This is a genomic window from Providencia rettgeri, from assembly GCF_041075285.1.
In the GTDB taxonomy this organism is placed as follows: domain Bacteria; phylum Pseudomonadota; class Gammaproteobacteria; order Enterobacterales; family Enterobacteriaceae; genus Providencia; species Providencia rettgeri_G.
The window spans coordinates 1,679,633-1,700,787 of the sequence record NZ_CP163512.1; the positions used below are offsets into that span (position 1 = coordinate 1,679,633).

Below are 21,155 nucleotides of genomic sequence, written 5' to 3' on the forward strand. Positions count from 1 at the left end.
TCGCCGTTTTACTCTTCGTCTTTCGCAACAACCGCAATCGCCAGCTCACTGAGTGAGTCAGGGTTTGCATGGCTTGGCGCATTGGTCATCAAGCAAGCCGCAGCGGTTGTTTTCGGGAAAGCAATAACATCACGAATGTTATCAGTTCCAGTTAATAACATCACTAAGCGGTCAAGGCCAAATGCTAAACCTGCGTGTGGCGGTGTACCGTATTTCAGTGCATCTAATAAGAAGCCAAATTTTTCACGTTGGTCTTCCTCATTAATACCTAAAATACTAAACACGGTTTGTTGCATTTCATTACGGTGAATACGCACTGATCCACCACCGACTTCATAACCGTTGATAACCATATCGTAAGCATTGGCGACCGCGTCTTCCGGTTTACTAGCCAATTCTTCTGGTGAGAAATCTTTCGGCGATGTGAATGGGTGATGCATTGCGGTTAATCCACCTTCCCCGTCATCTTCAAACATAGGGAAGTCGATAACCCACAACGGCTGCCAGCTATTTAGGTCTGTCAGGTTTAAATCACGGCCAACTTTCAAACGCAGTGCGCCCATGGAGTCAGTTACAATGTTTTTCGCACCTGCACCAAACAGGATGATATCGCCATCCGCTGCACCAGTACGGTCTAACAGCTGATTAATCACCTCTTCATTCAGGAATTTTGCCACCGGGCTTTGAATACCGTCTAAGCCTTTCGCTCGCTCGTTGACTTTCATCCAAGCCAACCCTTTCGCGCCATAAATACCGACAAATTGGCCATATTCATCAATTTGTTTACGGGTCATTGCTGCGCCACCGGGCACTTTTAATGCCACAACACGACCTTTCGGATCGTTCGCTGGACCAGAGAATACGGCAAACTCAACATCTTTAACGATATCAGCCACATCCACCAGTTCCATTGGATTACGAAGATCGGGTTTATCTGAACCATAACGACGCATTGCTTCAGCAAACGTCATAATTGGGAAGTCACCTAAATCAACATTTTTCACTTCTAACCATAAGTTGCGGATCATGCGTTCCATGATTTCGCGCACTTGTTCTGCGGTCATAAATGAGGTTTCAACGTCGATTTGGGTAAATTCAGGTTGACGATCAGCTCGTAGGTCTTCATCGCGGAAGCATTTTACGATTTGATAATAGCGATCAAAGCCAGACATCATTAGCAACTGTTTGAACAACTGCGGAGATTGTGGCAACGCGTAAAATTTACCTTTATGAACACGGCTTGGTACTAAGTAGTCACGAGCACCTTCCGGTGTCGCTTTGGTTAACATAGGGGTTTCAACGTCAACGAAACCTTCTTTGTCCATAAAGTTACGGACAAAGCTCGTGATTTTCGCACGAGTACGTAAGCGCTCAGACATCTCTGGGCGGCGTAAATCTAAGTAACGGTATTTTAAGCGGCGCTCTTCTGTATTCGTTTGGTTGCTATCGAGTGGCAACGGTTCTGATTTATTGAATACGTTAAGCTCTTCTGCGAAAATTTCAATTTCCCCAGTCGCCATATCGTTATTTTTTTGGCTATCTGGACGCGCACGTACTGTCCCTGTGATTTGGATACAGAACTCATTACGCAGCTCTGACGCTTTTTCAAATATGTCTTTACGCGCTGGATCGAAGAAAACCTGAACGATACCTTCACGGTCACGCATATCGATAAAAATCAAACCACCTAAGTCGCGACGGCGGTTTACCCATCCACAAAGAGTGACCTGTTGGCCTTCGTGAGCGATGTTTAACTGCCCACAATAATTAGTACGCATACAATATCCTTTTACTCAGCTTGTTGTGCTTTTGCTTGCTGCGGGATTTTGGCATTTTGCTGAACCCTATTTGCGAAACACGGGGCTGAAAATTCAGAATGTCAAAAAGGCAGACATTATACAGGAAATTCTGTTAGACAAATAGTTGCGAATACCGCTTATCGCCTAAACCATTTTGTTTTTAATCATATTTTCATCAATTTTATGATAGTTCTTCAATTACATTGAAATTATCAACCCAAGATAGGATTAAATGAAGAATATGGTTAAGTTGATTTTAAGGGACTAAAGACGCCATGTATATATTGAGAGAAAGGTTTATTTGTATGTTCACTTGTTGCTGTTTAAAAAACACCCCAAGTTTACTTCGTCAGTTTTTTATTATTTTTTCGCTTAACCGCCTTTTAGCCGGGTAAAAATGTTTGCGCTTTTCACTGGTTAAGCCGATTTAGGAATTGTTACCGTTTTCTGTTTGCTATAATCCACTCAACTAAGTAATAAATTTAATAAATTATCGCCAACCGTTTAAGGATTGCACATGAAAAAACTGTTACTCGCGTCATCAATGCTAATGTTACTTGTTGGATGCCAAACCGTGAAAACCACAGATATTGATAACAATAAAACATTTTATGTTGACTCCACACTCGCTGACTGTATGGGTGTTGCGCCAATGAAATGCATGAAAGTGAAAGAAAATCCCAATGATGACTGGCAATTATTCTATAATTCTATCCAAGGTTTCGAATACCAGCCAGGCTTTTCATATATCTTGCAAGTTAAACAATTTGATGTACCAAACCCACCCGCTGATGCACCTAGCATCCGCTATGAGCTTGTAAAAATCGTTGAAAAGAAATAAATTTTAAGTCTTAAAAGCCATTCTGTAGGTCTATTGGCCTACTTAATGGCTTGATACTGTCCTAACGAAATGAATCAAGTCACCATCGAAAACAACAAGAGTCGTAAAATCATGAGTGCTAAAATTATTGATAAGCTTGGGTTACTCACTGTATCTGAAGGCAAGGTTGCCATGGTGCGCTCTCACAACAAAGATTTGTTTTACATCCCAGGCGGGAAACGTGAACAAGGAGAAACAGATGAGCAAGCACTATGCCGGGAGATTCAAGAAGAATTAACGTTACAGTTAGATGCTGCCACCATTGTTTTTTATGGTGAATTCTTAGGGGCAGCTGATGGTAAACAAGATGGTACGCAAGTGCGTATTCGTTGTTACTTCGCTGATTTTCAAGGTGAACCACAGCCTGCCGCTGAAATTGCTGAGTTAGCTTGGTTCACCAGTGACGATTTGCCACGTTGCTCGACAACCGCCGCCACGATCCTATCCCAATTAATGCAAGATGGTATCATTAAATAACCCTACGTGATTACCCAAAAAAGTAGTGAATTTATTTGTCGAACGCGATTTTAGGATTTACAATTTAGAAAATATCGTTAATACCCATTACTATAACTTATATTTTTAGGTGTTTTCATAATTTGGCTCGTTTTATAGTGGAGTAAAAAATGGTCAGCTCTTTATACGCTGTACTGGGTGCCTTACTGCTGCTTAGATTGTCCTTAAATGTTGTAAAGCTGCGTAACCAATACCGTATAGCTTATGGCGATGGCGGTTTTTATGAATTACAGACTGCAATTCGTGTTCATGGCAATGCTATCGAATACATTCCTATCTCCCTTATTTTATTGCTTTTAATGGAGATGAATGGTGCACAAGTTTGGATGATCCACCTTTGTGGGTTAATTTTAATTGCTGGTCGACTACTTCACTCCTACGGTTTAAAAAATCACGATTATTCATACCGTCGCTCAGGTATGGCCGCTACTTATCTTTCGATGGCATTAATGGTTATCGCCAATACTTATTACCTACCATGGCTACAGATCGTTTCATTTAATCTGTAACCTGCCAGTTATTACGGCACAACATAATGTGCCGCCTTATAATTTCATTCTTAATGGATAGATTTTCACTACGCTGCCTTTCTGATACAATCTTCCACTACTTTTGTTTGCTTACTTAATACAGAACTTATGTCAAGTCAGGATCCCAACCACAAAGACCGCCTTTTTTCCGCACCGATTGCTAACCTTGGTGATTGGAAATTTGATGAAAAAGTCGCCGAAGTTTTCCCCGATATGATCCAGCGCTCTGTGCCAGGCTATTCCAATATTATTACCATGATTGGTATGCTTGCGGGCCGTTTTGTGAAATCCAACAGCCATGTTTATGATTTAGGCTGCTCATTAGGCGCAGCAACGCTCTCTATTCGACGCAACATTACGGTTGAGAATAGCAAAATTATTGCTATCGATAACTCCCCTGCAATGGTAGAACGATGCCGTCGCCATATCGATGCGTACCGTGCAGAGACCCCCGTTGAAGTCATTGAGGGGGATATTCGGGATGTGAATATTGAAAATGCATCAATGGTTGTGCTCAATTTCACCTTGCAGTTTCTTAACCCAAATGATCGCCTTCTATTACTTGAAAAAATATACCGTGGCTTACAACCCGGGGGCATTTTGGTTCTCTCTGAAAAGTTTAATTTTGAGGATGGTGAAATCGGTGATTTGCTGTTTAATATGCACCACGACTTCAAACGCGCAAATGGTTACAGTGAGCTAGAAATTAGCCAAAAACGTAGCATGTTAGAAAATGTGATGTTGACCGATTCAGTCGAAACGCACAAAGCGCGCTTAAAACAAGTTGGGTTTAACCACTGTGAAGTTTGGTTCCAATGTTTTAATTTCGGCTCACTGTTAGCGCTTAAAGAGGCCTAAAGATGATTGATTTTGGTCGTTTTTACCAACAAATTGCGGTTGGCCCATTAAGCCATTGGCTGGAAACGTTACCCGCACAATTAGCTGAGTGGAAAAAGCAAGGTTTACATGGCGGCTTTTCTTCATGGGAAAAAATGCTCGATAACTTGCCGGTAATGCACCCAACCCATTTAGATTTAGTAAATAGCGTAACAGCTACGCGTACCCCTGAGCTCACCGCTGGTGAAACACGCCGTTTAAATAATATTCTTGAGCAATTAATGCCATGGCGTAAAGGCCCTTTTTCCCTTTATGGCGTCAACATCGATACTGAATGGCGTTCAGATTGGAAATGGGATCGCGTTTTACCGCATATTTCCTCACTAAAAGATAGATATGTGTTAGATGTTGGGTGTGGTAGTGGTTACCATATGTGGCGCATGCTGGGACAAGAAGCCAAATTTGTGGTTGGTATTGATCCTACAGAACTTTTCTTATGTCAATTTGAGGCGGTGAGAAAACTATTGGGTGATGACCAACGCGCTCATTTATTACCCCTTGGTATTGAGCAACTCCCAGCGTTAAAAGCCTTTGATACCGTGTTTTCCATGGGCGTACTGTATCATCGTCGTTCTCCCCTTGACCATTTATGGCAATTGAAAAACCAATTAGTCAGTGAAGGTGAATTAGTACTCGAAAGTTTAGTGATTGAAGGTGATGAATTCCAATGCCTTATCCCCGGTGATCGCTATGCGCAAATGCGCAATGTCTATTTTATCCCTTCCGCCAAGATGCTGAAAGTGTGGTTAGAAAAATGCGGTTTTGTTGATGTACGTATTGTTGATCACGCAGTGACGTCATTAGACGAACAGCGCAGAACACAGTGGATGAGAACGGACTCACTGGCTGAATTTTTAGACCCGAACGATCAAAGTAAAACGATTGAGGGTTACCCCGCCCCCCTGCGTGCAATTTTAGTCGCACGTAAGCCTTAAGTAATCATGTGCCTATTGGTTTAACCCGATAGGCACATCTATTCACCTTATCATTACATGCTTATCTGCCATAAGTTATAAAAAGCAATTCGCCCTGACAATTCGGCCATTATCACGGCAAGTGCACAAATACTCAGAACAAAAGTAGAATTTCGACCTCGATATAACAATGCAGGATAAATAAACAACATGAGCGCTATCACCACTAATTGAAACGCCCAAAAACCTGCTTGTTCCGCGCTAAGTGCGGGCCCCGTTTCGCCGAGAAATGCAACATAAGCGGCTCTTGTTGCAAAAATAATAATCGCACCGAGCAAAAAGCCGATTGAACCGAGTCGCTGTGCCCCCATTAGGATCGCTAACGCTCCACCGCCAACAAACAGTGTCATCCACATTTGCAACGTTGTGAAAACCGTAAACCAATTGGCTACTGTTTCAATGTTATACACCTGTGGTATTGACCATGTGAATGCCAGCCCAAAAACAGCGGCTCCAATATTACATACCTCTCGTAATAGGGCGTGTTTGACAACGAAGGTAAAAAATAGGATCCCGGCACCAAAAGCGAAAAAGATCCCGCTCAATAAGGCTTCATTACTCATTGGTGAGCGCCCCACGCCCAATAGCATATTAAAGAAGCGCAGTGGTTGCCCGACATGCAAGCTTCCAATCACTAAAGCGATAAGCATTAAGACAAACGCAAGCATATTTGCGCGAGATAACTGTTCGTGACTTGACCAACCCACTCGTTTGCTCAAATAAGCAAACAAGTAGAGCCCCGCAGCGGATTGACCAAAAACGGTAAAAAAAACAAGTGGAAGTTCGTGCATGTTAGACCTCCCTAGGGTTCTGTAGTGTTCCGCTTTTATCCCCCGATGGCTTAGCATCTTTGTGCGGTTTAATCACAATATTAGGATGCGTTAAGCTTGGATCTGGCATTGGAGCAATCCCACTGATTTGTCCGTGACGCTCACGTAACAGGTCTATATCGTCAAAATCAAGGGCGCGTTGAGGACAGGACTCGACACAAACTGGCTTCATGCCTTTTTCTACCCGTTCATAACAGCCATCACATTTACTCATCAGCTTTTTCTTTTCATCATATTGTGGCGCTCCATAAGGACAGCGCAACGCACAATATCGACAGCCAACACAAATAGTTTGATCAACAACGACAAGACCATCTTGTTCGCGTTTATGCATCGCACCCGTAGGGCACCCCTCAACGCATGTTGGGTTCGAACAGTGATTGCATGAAATTGATAAATAATAGCTATATACATTTTGTTGCCAGATACCGTCTTGTTGCTGCCAACTGCCGCCGCCAAATTCATAAACCCGTCTAAATTTTGGGCCAAGATCTAAATCTTTCTCATCTTTGCAACTCACCTGACACGTTTTACATCCTGTGCATTTGGTCGAGTCAAAATAAAAACCATACTGTTTCATTTGCCGCTCCTTATGCACGTTTGACTTCAACGAGGTTAGTATGTTGAGGGTTACCTTTTACTAGGGCAGATGGCTGCTGGGTGGTTAGCGTGTTAATACAACCACCAATATCAACTCCCTCACTATCGAGTTCACGCCATGCCCCTTGAGGAACTGCAATGACCCCAGGTAACACTCGCGCTGTTACTTTTGCCTTAATTTTTATACGCCCTCTATCATTAAAGATTTCAGTAATATTGCCATCTTGAATGCCACGAGCGGATGCATCAATTGGGTTTATCCAATATTGATGTGGTACAGCTTCACGCAATACCGCGACATTAAAATAGGATGAGTGCGCATGGCCTTTATCATGAAAGCCCGTCATTTGTAGCGGGTATTTTTCCCTCGCTTGCGTATTTTCAACCCCTTCAGTGTTCACACAATACTCAGGCACTGCAGGAATACGTTGATCATCAGGGTATTCCCACTCTTGAGCTATTTTTGCCAATCGCGCTGAGTAAATTTCGATTTTTCCTGATGGTGTTGGTAACGGGTTTTCTGTTGGTGAATCACGATAAGACTTCAAGGCAATATAATTTGCGCTATTGGCCAGTTTTCTATCCACAATCCCCATGCCATCAGTTTCTTCAAAGGTTGGTAACTGTGGATTTTTTTCACGCATTTGGTTGTAGCAATGCTCTATCCACTGCTCATGCGTCCTTCCTTCTGTAAATTGGTCTTTAATCCCCAATTTTTCAGCGATATCCGTTAACACATCGTAAGATTGACGGCATTCCCATAATGGTGTGATGGCATTTTGCAAACGTATTGCATAGTGATACGCGCCACTTGCATAGGAGTTATTAATTAAGTCATTCGACTCAACACTGCTCACATCAGGTAAAATTAAATCGGCGTATTTAGTGGAGGGCGTCATGTGAATATCCCAAACAAGAATAAATTCACAGAGGGATTCATCGACCAAAATTTTATGGGTTTTATTGAGATCCGAATGCTGATTTCCCGTCACATTACTCGCGTAATGCCAGAGAAATTTTACGTTGGTTTCGAGCCTTTCTTTACCTAATAGTGTGGCATTTTCTGCCGTCATTTCGGTGCCACGAACAATAGCATCCGTCCACATAAAGCATGGGATTTTCGTTTTCACTGGATTGGGAATAGCAAATCCGGGGACTGGATAAGCCACATTACCTCCCCAACCCCCTGCATTGGTGCCTGCTCGACCAATATTGCCTGTCACAACAGGCAGCATCATGACGGCACGTGCAGCTTGTTCCCCTGAAGCGGTTCTTTGTAAACCCCAACCCTGTGAGATCCAAGCCGCTTTAGCATTACCTATCTCACGCGCTAGTTGAATAATCCGTGTTGGTGAAACCCCTGTGATCTTACTTGCCCATACCGGCGTTTTTTCAATTCCATCATCACCGAGTCCTAAAATATAATCTTTATATGATGCATTATCAGGAGCCGAGTCAGGTAATGTTTGCCTATCCCACCCAACACAATATTGCGCAAGAAAGGCTTCATCCGTTAAATTTTCTTTAATTAAAGTATGAATAATCGCAGCAACTAATGCCCCATCCGTTCCGGGATAAATGGGGATCCACTCTGCTCCTAGCGTCGTTACACTGTCTGTGCGGCGCGGGTCAATAATAATCACCTTCGCTTTGCTTTTCTCAAGAGCATGTAAAGTTTCATAAAATTGCCCGCCACCAGACATGCGTGTTTCTGCAATATTGTGCCCAAACATAACAACGAGATCGCTATTTGCAATTTCAGATAAAAGGGAATCCTCAAGTTTGCCATACACATAGGGGATCACACCGTTTATCTGCGCAGTTGAATACGTTCCGTGTTGGTCAAGGAAGCCACCTAATTGACTTAACAAACGTTTACACGCATTTCGCCCTTGTAAATTAGCCCCTGTGGAGCCCGAGCCATATTGGTAATAAATCGCTTCATTACCATATTTACTGATCGTCTCTTTTAATTTTTCAGCAACGATAGTGGTCGCTTCATCCCAACTAATACGTTTAAATTTACCTTCTCCCCGTTTTCCAACCCGTACCATTGGGTATTTTATTCTGTCTGGATTATAGGTTTTCCAACGTACAGAGCGTCCTCTTAGACATGGACGTATTTGATGTAAGCCAAATTGGCTATCGTCATACATTGTTTCATTGGAGATACGGGTGATCACATCATCTTTGACATGTACTTTTAATGGACAACGGCTACCACAATTTACTAGGCAAGCGCTATATTTGATTTTTTCATCAATTTCATCTGGCAGGCTTTTAACCATTGGTGCGGCTTGGCTGGTAAAAGGAAGTGAGATAGAACTGGCAACAGCACTCACCGTTGCAACGGAAGCCGAGGCTTGGATAAATTGCCTCCGACTTAACATTTTCTTTCCATAGTGATTAATCATTACATTGCTACCTTCTAATTATTATTAAACTAACTAAAAAATATTTTTTTATAATAACTAGATAGTAGGCATGTCTTTTGTATGATTAATTGATGTGCATCAACCAAGGTAATATTGTGAATATGTCGACTACTTAAACCAAATAATTCACCAATTTCAGTCGGTATTTAACGAATAATTATCTGTTTAGTGACGCATTTTTAATAGGGAATATTTATAGAAATTATAGATTTACTTATCTGATGTGTAACTAACTTGTTTGTATTTTTCAATAACCACTGACGTCACGAAGAAGAAACCCATAATAGGTTTCTCCTTTAATACGTCAATTACGTTAAACTAAAACCTTTTCTGTGATTGAAATAAAGTCTTTCATTGCTTCCACCGTAGGTCCATCAACACAATAATGTGTAAATTCATCCGTTTCACTGTTCGAAGCCATTGTTACGCCAACTTTACGGTAACTCATGGTTGAAGGGACGGTTTTCCCTGCCGAGCTATGCACTTCCGATAAGCCGATTTCCATAAATTTGCTTAAATTAGCTAATCGAACCCCCGCGCCAGCCATAATCTTCGGACCATTGATTTCTTGGCTTTTATCGTGTAGTTCTTTCAATAATGGCAGGCCCAACTCAGCACTTTGCTGTTGGCCTGATGTGAGAATTCGCGCCACGCCTAATTCACTTAATTGCTCTAACGCAATTAATGGGTTGATACACATATCAAATGCGCGATGGAAGGTAATATTCATTCCTTTAGCAATATCCATTAATCCATGCATACGGTCAATATCGATACGCCCTTCGCTATCAAGAATGCCGATAACAGCACCCGGGAACCCCATTTCCTTAATCATGATTAAATCTTCACGAATAACGTCAAACTCACTGACGTTATAGCAAAAATCACCACCACGAGGACGAATTATAGGATGAACTGGAATGTGAAGTTTTTCTCTTGCTAATTTCAGATAGCCATAGCTGGGTGTTAGGCCGCCATCCGCAGCGCCAGAGCACAATTCTATACGGTCAGCACCGTATTCTTGTGCCACTTGTGCACATTCAATTCCGAAACAGCAAATTTCCAGTTTTGCCATGATTACCTCCAACTGTGGTAATAAAGCCAATACGTTAAACGCCCCTATTACAAATTGCTAGGGGCAGAATGTTAATGAGTAATATCGATTCGAATAATGCCACTTATTAAAAAATGTTATCGGATGGATATCACACCCCGTAAAAAACACAGGCACTATTGATCAATAACGTTAATTGCATCACTTATTTTTCACTTTCAATTATCTTTTTTAGCGAAAATGGATGGTATTTGATGGTTATAATACCATTTGATACTGCCAATGTTGGATTGGGTAGCCGTTCTTGCTGAGATTTAGGCTGACTCACTTTTATACTAAATCCTATTGGTAGTGTTTTCGGCAACAAAGCTCGCGCTGCTTTTTCTAAGTCAATTGGGGAAACCTCCATTACCATTTCAATGTGTTCCCAGCTTTCTTGCGGGTATTTTTTATCTTTTGGGTACGGCAGTTCAATGATAAACACATCTTGACCTGCAATGTGCAGAGGTTGATTAAGTTCATACAGGCGGATCGGTCTGCCATTGATGATATTATCGGAAATAAGCTGCCCACATTGCAGTAAGCCGTTATGCCAACGCTGAGCAGTTTCAAGGTGATGACAACGCACTGAAATGTGATCTATAAGGTAAGTTTTTAATGACAAGTTAAGTTCACGTGCCATGGATTGCAACTGGTTAGTAAATTTGGGTAAGTCTTCCCATAAATCATTTAATTGTGGAACTTCACTGAATGACAGCACAACAACCTCTTTATTATTTACTTATCATCTAAACAATTGCGCTGACTGTAGCATGAGTCCCCCAAAATGTGGTATAAAACCTGCCGATTTTTCTCTTCCACCTTTTAGTTCTTCCCATGTGATGGCACAATGTGGTAACTATGTTGGTAATTTAAGGTAATTCAGTGAATATTCAGGCGATTCTTTCAGATAAAATTAGTGCTGCAATGCTTGCAGCGGGTGCTCCCGCAGACAGTGATGCACTCGTGCGTCAATCCGCTAAAGCCCAATTTGGTGACTATCAAGCCAACGGTGTCATGGGCGCGGCTAAAAAACTGGGGATGCCGCCACGACAACTCGCTGAACAAATTGTTAATCACTTAGATTTAGACGGCATTGCCCGCAAAGTAGAAATTGCAGGGCCCGGTTTTATTAATATCTTTCTTGAACCTTCTTGGATTGAGAAACACGTTGAAGAAGCGCTAGCCTGCCAACGTTTGGGCATTGCCCCTGTAAAAGCCGAAACCATCGTTATTGACTACTCCGCACCGAATGTGGCCAAGCAAATGCATGTAGGTCACCTACGCTCCACCATTATTGGTGACGCTGCTGCGCGTACTCAAGAATTTATTGGTCACCGCGTGATCCGCGCTAACCACGTTGGCGACTGGGGAACCCAGTTCGGGATGTTAATTGCCTATCTTGAAAAAGTGCAAAATGAACATGCCAATGATATGGCACTGGCTGATTTGGAAGAGTTCTATCGCGAAGCCAAAAAACACTATGACGAAGACGAAGAATTCGCAGCACGTGCTCGTGGCTATGTTGTAAAATTACAATCGGGTGATGAATACTGCCTTCAGATGTGGCGCAAGCTAGTCGATATCACCATGAAACAAAACCAAGAAACCTATCAACGCCTAAACGTGACGTTGACGGAAGATGATGTCATGGGCGAAAGCTTATATAACAGCATGTTGCCAGGCATTGTTGCAGATTTAAAAGCCAAAGGTTTAGCTGTTGAAAGTGAAGGTGCCACCGTCGTTTTCCTTGATGAATTTAAAAATAAAGAAGGCGAGCCCATGGGCGTGATTGTCCAGAAGAAAGATGGCGGCTTCTTATACACGACCACTGACATCGCTTGTGCAAAATACCGTTACGAAACGCTTCACGCCGATCGTTCGTTATATTACATCGATTCACGTCAGCACCAACATTTAATGCAAGCTTGGACTATTGTCCGTAAAGCGGGCTACATCCCGGAATCAATGGCCCTTGAACACCATATGTTTGGCATGATGCTCGGCAAAGACGGTAAACCTTTTAAAACTCGTACAGGCGGTACCGTGCGCTTATCTGATTTACTCGATGAAGCGGTTGAACGTGCACAAGCGCTGATCCGTGAGAAAAACCCAGACATGCCGGAGGATGAGTTACAAAATGTCGCAAATGTTGTCGGTATCGGTGCAGTAAAATACGCTGATCTGTCTAAAAATAGAACGACAGACTATATTTTCGATTGGGATAATATGTTAGCTTTTGAAGGTAACACCGCGCCCTATATGCAATATGCGTACACCCGCGTTGCCTCCATCTTCAAAAAAGCAAATTTAACCGAAGCTGACCTTACTTTACCAATTTCACTCCAAGACCCACGTGAAATTGCGCTGGCAACTCGCTTATTACAGTTTGAAGAAACCATTCTAACCGTTGCTCGTGATGGTACCCCACATGTCATGTGTGCTTACCTGTATGAGCTGGCTGGTTTATTCTCAAGTTTCTATGAACATTGCCCAATTTTATCCGCAGACGATGACGCTGTACGCCAAAGCCGCTTAAAACTGGCTGCATTAACGCAAAAAACGTTAAAAACAGGCTTAGATACTTTAGGTATCGAAACGGTGGAAAGAATGTAATTGCATTGCTTTCGCTCTATTCCCTTAACAGCTCACTTTCGTGGGCTGTTTTTCTTTACGCAGTGCAATTAGTTTTCGCGTCAAGGCCTGTACTTCTTCCACATCTTCATTAGCACAATTTTGTAAGACTAAATTCCACTTACATAATATTTTCGCACTTTCACAACATTCAAATGCATGGTCTAACCGGTTGTTGTCTTTCAACCATACAGCGACACTCGCCCAATCCCATAACGGGGAATTGCCACTTAATCGTTGTACTGGTGCAGGGAAATCGCCTTTTCCTCTCGCCCCATCTTTTAATAACGCCACCGCCTGACGTGTTAACCCTGTTAACTTGGCAATATCACTTAAACCAACTAGCGTATTGTCTACCGATGCGACTCGCATTGGAATTTGTGCGCTCTCAATGTCCATAATTGCCGTCTCAATGGCACAATCTAGCGAATTCGCCTCTCTATCAAACATTAAATAAACCGACTTACCGTAATAGCAAATCAATGCATCATCACACCCCGCAGCAAATAAAGCATCTTCTAAACCCTTGGTATCTGCCGTTACGCCAGAAAGTGTTAACGTAAATACGTGTGACTTCATCACCGCTCCTTAATGAATTTTCTTTATTGACTGACAAGCGGCCAAAGCCCCTTGAGGTTGTTGACAAAGTGGGAGAAAAGCGTGGTTTTTCCCACTTTGTGTTATCAGGCGAAAATCAATATCTTGATTTTCCTTATTTTTTCAAAACCTATCCAACCTGCTGCCAACCTAATCGGTTTGTCAGCAGTCTGAAGCGGCCTAAGCCGCTTTAACTTATTTTGCAAGTTCAATGCAATGATTAACTTTTCGGATGATTTGCTTAGCATGGGTTTCCATCACTCTTGGTGTAGACCAAACACTGATCATATGTGCTTTATGCCCATCGACAGTGTTACCACAACGTAATTTACAAAAAGTATGTGACGAATTCCCCGCAGCCACCCAAGACCAGCCGTTCGCAATTGCATATTCAATGGCTGCTTGAATATGCTTATTCGGATGTTTTTTCATCGCCCTCCGACAATCACAATATAACTAAAATGTTGACATCGGTCAACACTCATATATGTCATTTCCCAATGTCTCCTGTGCCTTACTGATAAGAGTAAGCACCCCCTAAATATACCGCAAAAACAAACAAAAACATCTTTTTTATCAATGAAAACAATTGCTTGAATAGCAATAGAATAAATAGAGCATTATTGATTTATAGATCATTGAATTAGACTAGAAGGTTGAAATGGGCACAAAGCACAATGGAATTTTGGTTAGGCGAGGTAAAAAAAAGCCCAACTCTGTGGGCTTTTTTGAAAATCATTTAATATTCATAGCGTTATACAATACTTTTCTTCATAAAATCGCGAGGACGAAAACCTAATGCATATAAAGCAGCAAAATAGCTACCCGCCCCAACAATCACCACCCCAATTAAACGCAGCATACGCATTAGCATATTGCCTTCTTGCCAAGATGGCATAAAGTGCAACAGACCGAATAACACCGCCCCCATTACTACTAATGCAATCAGTAACTTAAATAAGAAACCTTGCCAGCCCGCGAGGGGCTGAAAAATATCTTGTTTGCGCAATTGCCAATACAGAACACCCGCATTGAAACACGCGGCTAAGCCAATCGATAATGCTAATCCTGCATGCTGCAATGGTCCGATAAATGCTAAGTTCATAAGTTGGGTCAGAATTAATGTTACGATCGCAATTTTGACGGGGGTGCGAATATCTTGGCGAGAATAAAAACCTGGCGCTAAGATTTTCACTAAAATCATGCCTGTTAACCCGACACAATAGGCAATCAATGCATATTGCGTCATTAACGAGTCATGAGCCGTAAAATTACCATATTGGAATAAGGAAACGGTCAACGCTTCCGATAAGATAGCCAAACCCAGAGCACAGGGTAGTGCCAATAACAGGCAAAGACGCAGCCCCCAGTCCATTAATTGGCGATATTCCCCTTGGTTACCACTGGTAAAACTTTTTGCGAGGGATGGCAGTAAAATTGTCCCCAATGCCACACCCAGCACCCCAGAAGGCAGTTCCATCAGTCTATCCGCATAATACATCCATGAAACAGAGCCTGATTGCAAAAATGAAGCAAATATGGTGTTAATAATTAAAGAAATTTGTGCAACCGACACCCCAATAATTGCGGGGCCCATCATTTTCATTACCCGCCAAACACCACTATCACGAAACGAAAGCCGCGGTAAAACTAACATGCCGACTTTCTTTAAATGGGGGAGTTGATACACCAATTGCAATACACCACCAACTAATACCGCCCATGCTAACGACATAATTGGCGGCTCAAAATATGGGGCAGCAAACGCGGCAAAAATAATCATGCTCACATTCAGTAATGTGGGCGCAAAGGCAGGCACAGAGAAACGATTCCAAGTATTGAGAATTGCCCCAACAAGAGAGGCTAATGAAATAAGAAAAATATAAGGAAACGTGACTCGAAGCAGATCGGTTGTTAAGGCAAATTTATCCGCATCATCAGTAAAACCTGGCGCTGTGACATAAATTATCCACGGCGCAGCAATCATACCCAACGCAGTCACTAATGCTAAGGCAAGCGTTAGCATCCCTGCAATATAAGCGACAAAGGTGCGAGTGGCCTCTTCGCCTTGTTGGTTTTTATATTCTGCTAAGATAGGAACGAATGCTTGAGAGAATGCCCCTTCTGCAAAAATTCGTCGTAACAAGTTTGGCAGTTTAAACGCGACAAAAAAAGCATCCGCCGCGGCACCTGCACCAAACACCCGAGCAATAATGGCATCGCGAATAAAGCCAAGAACCCGTGACATCATGGTCATAGAGCTGACTGCCGCCAGCGATTTTAATAAATTCATGATTGATTGACTAAAAGTAAACAATCGTATCAGTTTAACAGCGCAAGCTGCGACTGACTACGCTTGAAAAGTAAATTAGGCGTTTACGCTTTATTGGTTGCCCACGCATCATTCGTCAGCGCCATGAGTACATGATCACGCCACTCACCATTAATTTGCAAATATTGCCTTGCGTAGCCTTCACGTTCAAAGCCAAGTTTGGCTAATAGATTGCCACTACGTATATTATGAGGCATATAGTTCGCCATGATACGATGCATTTTTTGCTGTTGTTGCATATAGCGGATCGCTTGGGTTAACGCTTCGAACATCAGCCCTTGCCCTTGCCATTTTTCGCCCAGTGAATACCCTAAGTAACACGCATGAAACGAACCGCGTAGGACATTACTGAAATTTGCTACGCCTATAACATCATTTTCCTCTTTATCTAATAATAGGAAATGAAAAGCACTGCCGTCGCGATGCATTTCATTCATCACTTGCAAACGATTTAGCCACCCAGCAGGCTGATAATGTGAGTTATCCCGAGTCGGCTCCCAAGGGGTCAGAAAGTCTTTATTTAAGCTGTAATAATCAGCCAGTCGATAATTATCTCGCTCATAAGCCAAACGAATAATCATTCTGTCAGTGATCAGGCGTACCTTCGGTACATTTGAGCGATAACCAAACATCGTTAACCCTTTATTAATTAAAAATAGCTAGATTTTCCAGCTGTATCGTTATTCGTTAGTTAGACAACAAAGTGTAGCACTCTCTGTTATCAATAAGCATTAAAATCAGTTGCCTTTCAAATAGCTTATTAATGCTCAAGTCGTTTCCATGACTACAAAGTGGCGAATACGGTTATCCCTATGAAGAACCCAAAGGATATGATTAGGTCACTAAGTGTAGCCAGCTATGCTGAGGTGTAACATCGGGTAACCATCATATCGATAAAAATAAATCATCGATCGGTGACGACAACCTCGATAAAAAAATATCATCTATTACCCGCTATTATACTGATATTATTGACAAGTAACATTATAGAACATTCCTCTCTTAGCGATTTTTTAATGGTGTGTCATGGCACAGGTGTCACGGGCAAGAAGCCTTGGTAAATATTTTCTTTTACTCGACAACATGCTCGTTGTCCTCGGCTTTTTTGTCGTTTTTCCTTTGATTTCAATTCGATTTGTTGACCAATTAGGTTGGGCTGCTGTTGTCGTCGGTTTTGCTTTAGGTCTACGGCAATTTGTTCAACAAGGCTTAGGGATTTTCGGCGGTGCTATTGCTGACCGATTTGGCGCTAAACCAATGATTGTTATTGGAATGCTTTTACGTGCCAGCGGCTTTGCGATTATGGCGGTTGCCTATGACCCTTGGGTACTGTGGCTATCTTGCGTCCTTTCAGCTTTGGGGGGCACGCTGTTTGATCCCCCAAGAACAGCGCTTGTTATCAAACTCACTCGCCCCTATGAACGCGGACGCTTTTACTCGCTGTTATTAATGCAAGATAGTGCGGGTGCCGTTATTGGAGCGTTAATTGGTAGCTGGTTACTTCAATATGATTTTCATTATGTGTGCTGGGTGGGCGCTGCGGTGTTTATCATTGCGGCCATCTGTAATGCATGGCTGTTACCTGCTTACCGGATCTCAACCATTAGAACCCCCATTAAAGAAGGCATGAGTCGCGTCTTAAAAGACAAACGCTTTGTCACTTATGTCGTGACCTTAGCAGGCTACTTTATGCTTTCAGTACAAGTAATGTTAATGTTCCCGATTGTTGTCAATGAGTTAGCAGGGACACCAACCGCTGTAAAATGGATGTATGCTATTGAAGCTGCGATTTCACTTACCTTGCTATACCCCATTGCACGCTGGAGTGAAAAACATTTTCGCCTTGAACAACGGTTAATGGCGGGGCTTTTTTTAATGAGTTTAAGCATGTTCCCGATTGGTATGACGACTTCGTTGAATGTGTTATTTGCGCTAATTTGCTTATTCTATTTGGGTACCGTCACCGCCGATCCTGCTCGTGAAACCTTAAGTGCTTCACTTGCCGATCCTCGCGCACGTGGCAGTTATATGGGCTTTAGCCGTCTTGGTCTTGCTTTAGGTGGTGCTGTCGGCTATACAGGTGGTGGCTGGATGTACGATATTGGTCACCAATGGAATATGCCACAATTGCCGTGGTTTTTATTGGGTATTATCGGTTTTATCACTCTGTGGGCGCTGCACAAGCAATTTAATCGTAAAAAAATTGAAACAGTCATGTTGAGTGGTCAGTAATGCGCTAAACTAGCGGTATTACTGTAAAAGGAGTCATTATGAAAAGGTTTTTTTTGGCGGCAATGGTGGGTTTTATCACTCTCGTTACTGGCTGTAGTCAATTATCTGAATTCAGTATTAGTGAGTCTCAAATTAATAGTTACCTTGCTAATAAAGTGAAATATGACCACAAAGTGGGAATTTCTGGGCTTGCGGATGCGGATATCCAACTGGCGAATTTAAAATCTGAAATTGGTCGCCGTGAGCCGGGAAAAATTGCGTTAAATGGGGACGCCACCGTTAAGTTAGACTCTTTAATTGGCAAAGCTGAAGCACAAATTAGTCTAACTTTAACCGCACGTCCTATTTTTGACGCGAAAACAGGTGCTATCTACTTAAAAGAATTGAATATTAGCAACTATAAAGTGATGCCAGAGAATATGGATACTGCTATGTCAGCGGTGATCCCTTACTTAAATAGTTCCCTTGAAACTTTCTTTGAAACACAACCCGTGTATGTCCTCAATCCAGATAATGGCGCTGCGGAAGCAACCGCAAAAAAACTGGCTAAAGGGCTAGAAATTAAACCGGGTAAACTGGTCATTCCATTAGTGGATTGATTTTGACCATAAATTATTTCGATTGATAAAAGCATTAAAGGCAACAAGTAAACCTGTTGCCTTTTTAATTCAATCAAAAATATTAATCAATACTATTTATTAACGCCTTCAAAAAAGTGACAGCGTCACAATCATTCTATTTCTGAATCTAATTCATCCCGTAACGCAATCACCGCATCACGGGCGATTTGCGCTAATGTTCGATAAAATGCCGTGGAAGCATGGGCTTCAACTTTGCCTAAAAACGCGCCGTACCAACTGAGAATATAGCTATCAAACAACTCTTCTTGTGCGGCAGTTTCATCTTCTGCGGCTTGGTCTTCTAACCAAGATGCAGCAAGTAATAACGCGCCAAATGTGCTTACTGGTGCGTCCGTGAGGGTCATACCTCTAACCGTTAAAAACTCACGGATTTCAGCTTCAGTCACCTCTCCATCATAATCATTGGCTAACATTGACACTGCGGGTTTTTCACCCGCAAATAGAGCTTGGTAATCAGCACTAACCGCCTTGATATCCATCCCTTTTGCCATGCGCGACCATAATTCATCTTGCTCTAGCGGCCAAGAGGCTTTCAATTTATCCTGCGCGATCAACTCTATCAGGGGTTTGACGAGGTCATCATTAGCGCTGCGCTGAAATAATGTCCCTAAAATACGGCAGACAATTGAAAATTCGTTCATACGGGTTTCCTATTAAAATATCAGTAGCCACATGACTGTGACTCAAACCATTAAGTTAAGTATACCGAAAAAATAGAAAACCTATTAGTGAAGAAAAACAGAAGAGAGTTTGAAGCGGCTAAGTCACAAGCCGCTTGCCGTTTTCTCAAAGAAATAATTAATAACCACGTTCCATATCAACGACACCAACAGGTGCCTCACCAGCTTCGATACGCCTGATATTACTGACAATCATGTCCATGGCTTCTTTAGGTTGAGTGAATGCGGCCACATGGGGTGTAATCGAAATACGAGGATGCGTCCAGAATGGGTGCATTTGGGATAGAGGCTCACTGGCAAATACATCTAATGCCGCCCCTGCAACCTGCCCAGTATCCAATGCAGAAAGTAAATCTTGCTCAATTAAATGTGCACCGCGGGCTAAGTTAATCACATAAGCCCCTTGCTGCAATTGGCTAAATAGCGACTGATTTAAAATCCCAACCGTTTCTGGTGTGCTTGGTAATAAGTTAATCACCACACGAGTCCCCGAAAGAAACGCTGAAAGTTGGTCGTTACCATAATAGCTTTTAATATTAGGGAACTGTTTTGCAGAACGGCTCCACGTTCTTACATGAAAACCAAAGCTTACTAAGCGTTTCGCAACAGCTTGCCCCAAAGCCCCTGCCCCCATCACACCAATCACAAACTCATCGTGTTGATATGCAGGAAGTTGCTTCCATTGGCGCTGTGATTGTAATTGGCGATATTCATCCATACGGCGAAAGTATGCCAAGACTTTTGCACAGGCATATTCTTCCATTTGAATAGCCATACCGGTATCTTCAAGGCGCATAACCGGTACACCTGCGGGCAAAGTCCCCGGCGCATCTTGTTCTTGTTTTAAGATTGCATCCACACCCGCACCTAACGCAAAAATGCCTTTCAGATCCTTACGCCCAGCAAGACATTCATAGGGTGGCAGCCACACCATCGCATAATCGGCATGTTGGTTATCCCCTTTTTCCCATTGGCGAATATTCGCTTGTGGTAATCTAGCACGCATACCTTCAATCCATTGTGCTGAATTAAAGAATGGGTGGTAAAATAAAATATTCATGGCAACTCCTCTTAGGTTTCTAACAGAGTGTGCGCAATGGCGTTTATTTTCAAGTCCATACCGCCGTCGAGAACACTTTCATTAAGGATTTTGTTAACTCGATAACGAATTTTATGATTAATCCTTGCTGTTTTAATTAACTTAAAAAAAATGATTCACCTTAACAAGCCACAATTAAGATTAGATATTAATCAAATTGATTTTTATTTAGCTAAACAGCCATAAAAGTAAGAAAAAGAATAAATAGGGAGTTGACGCAAGGCGCTATTTTCCCTATAGTAGCGCCCCGTTGCACAGCAGGATTTATCTCTGGTTTGCAGCAAGTTAAAAAAAACGGTGAGGTGTCCGAGAGGCTGAAGGAGCACGCCTGGAAAGTGTGTATACGGCAACGTATCGAGGGTTCGAATCCCTCCCTCACCGCCATT

Annotated in this window: 20 protein-coding genes and 1 tRNA gene; 9 read left to right on the top strand and 12 right to left on the bottom strand. The window is 42.4% G+C overall.

Going from position 1 to position 21,155, the window contains the following annotated elements; all coding sequences use genetic code 11:
- Positions 1–8: 8 nt before the first annotated feature.
- On the bottom strand, positions 9–1,778 hold the full coding sequence (gene aspS, locus AB6N04_RS07605) for an aspartate--tRNA ligase (RefSeq protein WP_369311282.1): 1,770 nt from the start codon (positions 1,776–1,778) through the stop codon (positions 9–11).
- A gap of 538 nt (positions 1,779–2,316) precedes the next feature.
- On the opposite strand from aspS, the gene AB6N04_RS07610 reads away from it, so the two are divergent.
- From AB6N04_RS07610 to cmoB, 5 genes are all read left to right on the top strand, one after another.
- Positions 2,317–2,640, top strand: a complete 324-nt coding sequence (locus AB6N04_RS07610) for a DUF4377 domain-containing protein (RefSeq protein ID WP_369311283.1) — start codon at positions 2,317–2,319, stop codon at positions 2,638–2,640.
- Between the two features lie 111 nt (positions 2,641–2,751).
- Positions 2,752–3,156, top strand: a complete 405-nt coding sequence (locus AB6N04_RS07615) for an NUDIX domain-containing protein (RefSeq protein ID WP_369311284.1) — start codon at positions 2,752–2,754, stop codon at positions 3,154–3,156.
- Between the two features lie 149 nt (positions 3,157–3,305).
- Entirely contained in the window at positions 3,306–3,704 is a 399-nt protein-coding gene (locus tag AB6N04_RS07620; protein WP_369311285.1) for an MAPEG family protein, read from the top strand.
- Between the two features lie 129 nt (positions 3,705–3,833).
- A complete protein-coding gene (cmoA, locus tag AB6N04_RS07625) occupies positions 3,834–4,583 on the top strand; it encodes a carboxy-S-adenosyl-L-methionine synthase CmoA (RefSeq protein WP_369311286.1) in 750 nt (249 codons plus the stop codon).
- 2 nt (positions 4,584–4,585) lie between these two features.
- Positions 4,586–5,557, top strand: a complete 972-nt coding sequence (gene cmoB / locus AB6N04_RS07630) for a tRNA 5-methoxyuridine(34)/uridine 5-oxyacetic acid(34) synthase CmoB (protein WP_369311287.1) — start codon at positions 4,586–4,588, stop codon at positions 5,555–5,557.
- Between the two features lie 53 nt (positions 5,558–5,610).
- On the opposite strand, the gene AB6N04_RS07635 is transcribed toward cmoB, so the two are convergent.
- The 5 genes from AB6N04_RS07635 to AB6N04_RS07655 form a co-directional block, all read right to left on the bottom strand.
- Entirely contained in the window at positions 5,611–6,387 is a 777-nt protein-coding gene (locus AB6N04_RS07635; RefSeq protein WP_369311288.1) for a dimethyl sulfoxide reductase anchor subunit family protein, read from the bottom strand.
- Between the two features lies 1 nt (position 6,388).
- Positions 6,389–7,006, bottom strand: a complete 618-nt coding sequence (locus AB6N04_RS07640) for a DMSO/selenate family reductase complex B subunit (protein ID WP_369311289.1) — start codon at positions 7,004–7,006, stop codon at positions 6,389–6,391.
- 10 nt (positions 7,007–7,016) lie between these two features.
- Positions 7,017–9,440: a DMSO/selenate family reductase complex A subunit gene (locus AB6N04_RS07645; protein ID WP_369311290.1), complete on the bottom strand. Its 2,424-nt coding sequence runs from the start codon at positions 9,438–9,440 to the stop codon at positions 7,017–7,019.
- A gap of 334 nt (positions 9,441–9,774) precedes the next feature.
- Positions 9,775–10,536: a copper homeostasis protein CutC gene (cutC, locus tag AB6N04_RS07650; RefSeq protein ID WP_369311291.1), complete on the bottom strand. Its 762-nt coding sequence runs from the start codon at positions 10,534–10,536 to the stop codon at positions 9,775–9,777.
- Positions 10,537–10,720: 184 nt separating this feature from the next.
- A complete protein-coding gene (locus tag AB6N04_RS07655; protein WP_369311292.1) occupies positions 10,721–11,275 on the bottom strand; it encodes a VOC family protein in 555 nt (184 codons plus the stop codon).
- Positions 11,276–11,439: 164 nt separating this feature from the next.
- Between AB6N04_RS07655 and argS the strand changes: the two genes are divergently transcribed.
- On the top strand, positions 11,440–13,170 hold the full coding sequence (argS, locus tag AB6N04_RS07660) for an arginine--tRNA ligase (protein WP_369311293.1): 1,731 nt from the start codon (positions 11,440–11,442) through the stop codon (positions 13,168–13,170).
- A 24-nt stretch (positions 13,171–13,194) separates the two neighbouring features.
- Here the strand turns inward: argS and AB6N04_RS07665 are convergent, their stop codons facing one another.
- From AB6N04_RS07665 to rimJ, 4 genes are all read right to left on the bottom strand, one after another.
- Positions 13,195–13,767: a helix-turn-helix transcriptional regulator gene (locus AB6N04_RS07665; RefSeq protein WP_369311294.1), complete on the bottom strand. Its 573-nt coding sequence runs from the start codon at positions 13,765–13,767 to the stop codon at positions 13,195–13,197.
- A gap of 213 nt (positions 13,768–13,980) precedes the next feature.
- Complete coding sequence (locus AB6N04_RS07670) at positions 13,981–14,217, bottom strand: hypothetical protein (RefSeq protein WP_369311295.1); 237 nt, start codon at positions 14,215–14,217, stop codon at positions 13,981–13,983.
- 322 nt (positions 14,218–14,539) lie between these two features.
- Positions 14,540–16,078, bottom strand: coding sequence for a murein biosynthesis integral membrane protein MurJ (gene murJ / locus AB6N04_RS07675; RefSeq protein WP_369311296.1), 1,539 nt, complete (start codon positions 16,076–16,078; stop codon positions 14,540–14,542).
- An 83-nt stretch (positions 16,079–16,161) separates the two neighbouring features.
- A complete protein-coding gene (rimJ, locus tag AB6N04_RS07680; protein ID WP_369311297.1) occupies positions 16,162–16,749 on the bottom strand; it encodes a ribosomal protein S5-alanine N-acetyltransferase in 588 nt (195 codons plus the stop codon).
- A 394-nt stretch (positions 16,750–17,143) separates the two neighbouring features.
- Here rimJ and mdtH point away from each other — a divergent pair, with 394 nt between their 5' ends.
- Positions 17,144–18,349, top strand: a complete 1,206-nt coding sequence (mdtH, locus tag AB6N04_RS07685) for a multidrug efflux MFS transporter MdtH (RefSeq protein ID WP_369311298.1) — start codon at positions 17,144–17,146, stop codon at positions 18,347–18,349.
- A gap of 38 nt (positions 18,350–18,387) precedes the next feature.
- Positions 18,388–18,948 carry a lipoprotein gene (locus AB6N04_RS07690; RefSeq protein WP_369311299.1) on the top strand — a complete coding sequence of 187 codons (561 nt, stop codon included), beginning with the start codon at positions 18,388–18,390 and terminating at the stop codon, positions 18,946–18,948.
- A 131-nt stretch (positions 18,949–19,079) separates the two neighbouring features.
- Here the strand turns inward: AB6N04_RS07690 and AB6N04_RS07695 are convergent, their stop codons facing one another.
- Positions 19,080–19,631, bottom strand: coding sequence for a molecular chaperone (locus AB6N04_RS07695; RefSeq protein ID WP_369311300.1), 552 nt, complete (start codon positions 19,629–19,631; stop codon positions 19,080–19,082).
- A 157-nt stretch (positions 19,632–19,788) separates the two neighbouring features.
- A complete protein-coding gene (ghrA, locus tag AB6N04_RS07700; protein ID WP_369311301.1) occupies positions 19,789–20,730 on the bottom strand; it encodes a glyoxylate/hydroxypyruvate reductase GhrA in 942 nt (313 codons plus the stop codon).
- Positions 20,731–21,065: 335 nt separating this feature from the next.
- Here ghrA and AB6N04_RS07705 point away from each other — a divergent pair.
- Positions 21,066–21,153 (top strand) — tRNA-Ser (locus AB6N04_RS07705).
- The last annotated feature ends 2 nt before the right edge of the window (positions 21,154–21,155 follow it).

What these genes read in the sequence shown, in the direction of transcription:
- aspS (WP_369311282.1), bottom strand. Translation starts at nt 1,778, where the DNA reads ATGCGTACTAATTATTGTGGGCAGTTAAACATCGCTCACGAAGGCCAA.
- AB6N04_RS07610 (WP_369311283.1), top strand. Translation starts at nt 2,317, where the DNA reads ATGAAAAAACTGTTACTCGCGTCATCAATGCTAATGTTACTTGTTGGA.
- AB6N04_RS07615 (WP_369311284.1), top strand. Translation starts at nt 2,752, where the DNA reads ATGAGTGCTAAAATTATTGATAAGCTTGGGTTACTCACTGTATCTGAA.
- AB6N04_RS07620 (WP_369311285.1), top strand. Translation starts at nt 3,306, where the DNA reads ATGGTCAGCTCTTTATACGCTGTACTGGGTGCCTTACTGCTGCTTAGA.
- cmoA (WP_369311286.1), top strand. Translation starts at nt 3,834, where the DNA reads ATGTCAAGTCAGGATCCCAACCACAAAGACCGCCTTTTTTCCGCACCG.
- cmoB (WP_369311287.1), top strand. Translation starts at nt 4,586, where the DNA reads ATGATTGATTTTGGTCGTTTTTACCAACAAATTGCGGTTGGCCCATTA.
- AB6N04_RS07635 (WP_369311288.1), bottom strand. Translation starts at nt 6,387, where the DNA reads ATGCACGAACTTCCACTTGTTTTTTTTACCGTTTTTGGTCAATCCGCT.
- AB6N04_RS07640 (WP_369311289.1), bottom strand. Translation starts at nt 7,006, where the DNA reads ATGAAACAGTATGGTTTTTATTTTGACTCGACCAAATGCACAGGATGT.
- AB6N04_RS07645 (WP_369311290.1), bottom strand. Translation starts at nt 9,440, where the DNA reads ATGATTAATCACTATGGAAAGAAAATGTTAAGTCGGAGGCAATTTATC.
- cutC (WP_369311291.1), bottom strand. Translation starts at nt 10,536, where the DNA reads ATGGCAAAACTGGAAATTTGCTGTTTCGGAATTGAATGTGCACAAGTG.
- AB6N04_RS07665 (WP_369311294.1), bottom strand. Translation starts at nt 13,767, where the DNA reads ATGAAGTCACACGTATTTACGTTAACACTTTCTGGCGTAACGGCAGAT.
- AB6N04_RS07670 (WP_369311295.1), bottom strand. Translation starts at nt 14,217, where the DNA reads ATGAAAAAACATCCGAATAAGCATATTCAAGCAGCCATTGAATATGCA.
- murJ (WP_369311296.1), bottom strand. Translation starts at nt 16,078, where the DNA reads ATGAATTTATTAAAATCGCTGGCGGCAGTCAGCTCTATGACCATGATG.
- rimJ (WP_369311297.1), bottom strand. Translation starts at nt 16,749, where the DNA reads ATGTTTGGTTATCGCTCAAATGTACCGAAGGTACGCCTGATCACTGAC.
- mdtH (WP_369311298.1), top strand. Translation starts at nt 17,144, where the DNA reads ATGGCACAGGTGTCACGGGCAAGAAGCCTTGGTAAATATTTTCTTTTA.
- AB6N04_RS07690 (WP_369311299.1), top strand. Translation starts at nt 18,388, where the DNA reads ATGAAAAGGTTTTTTTTGGCGGCAATGGTGGGTTTTATCACTCTCGTT.
- AB6N04_RS07695 (WP_369311300.1), bottom strand. Translation starts at nt 19,631, where the DNA reads ATGAACGAATTTTCAATTGTCTGCCGTATTTTAGGGACATTATTTCAG.
- ghrA (WP_369311301.1), bottom strand. Translation starts at nt 20,730, where the DNA reads ATGAATATTTTATTTTACCACCCATTCTTTAATTCAGCACAATGGATT.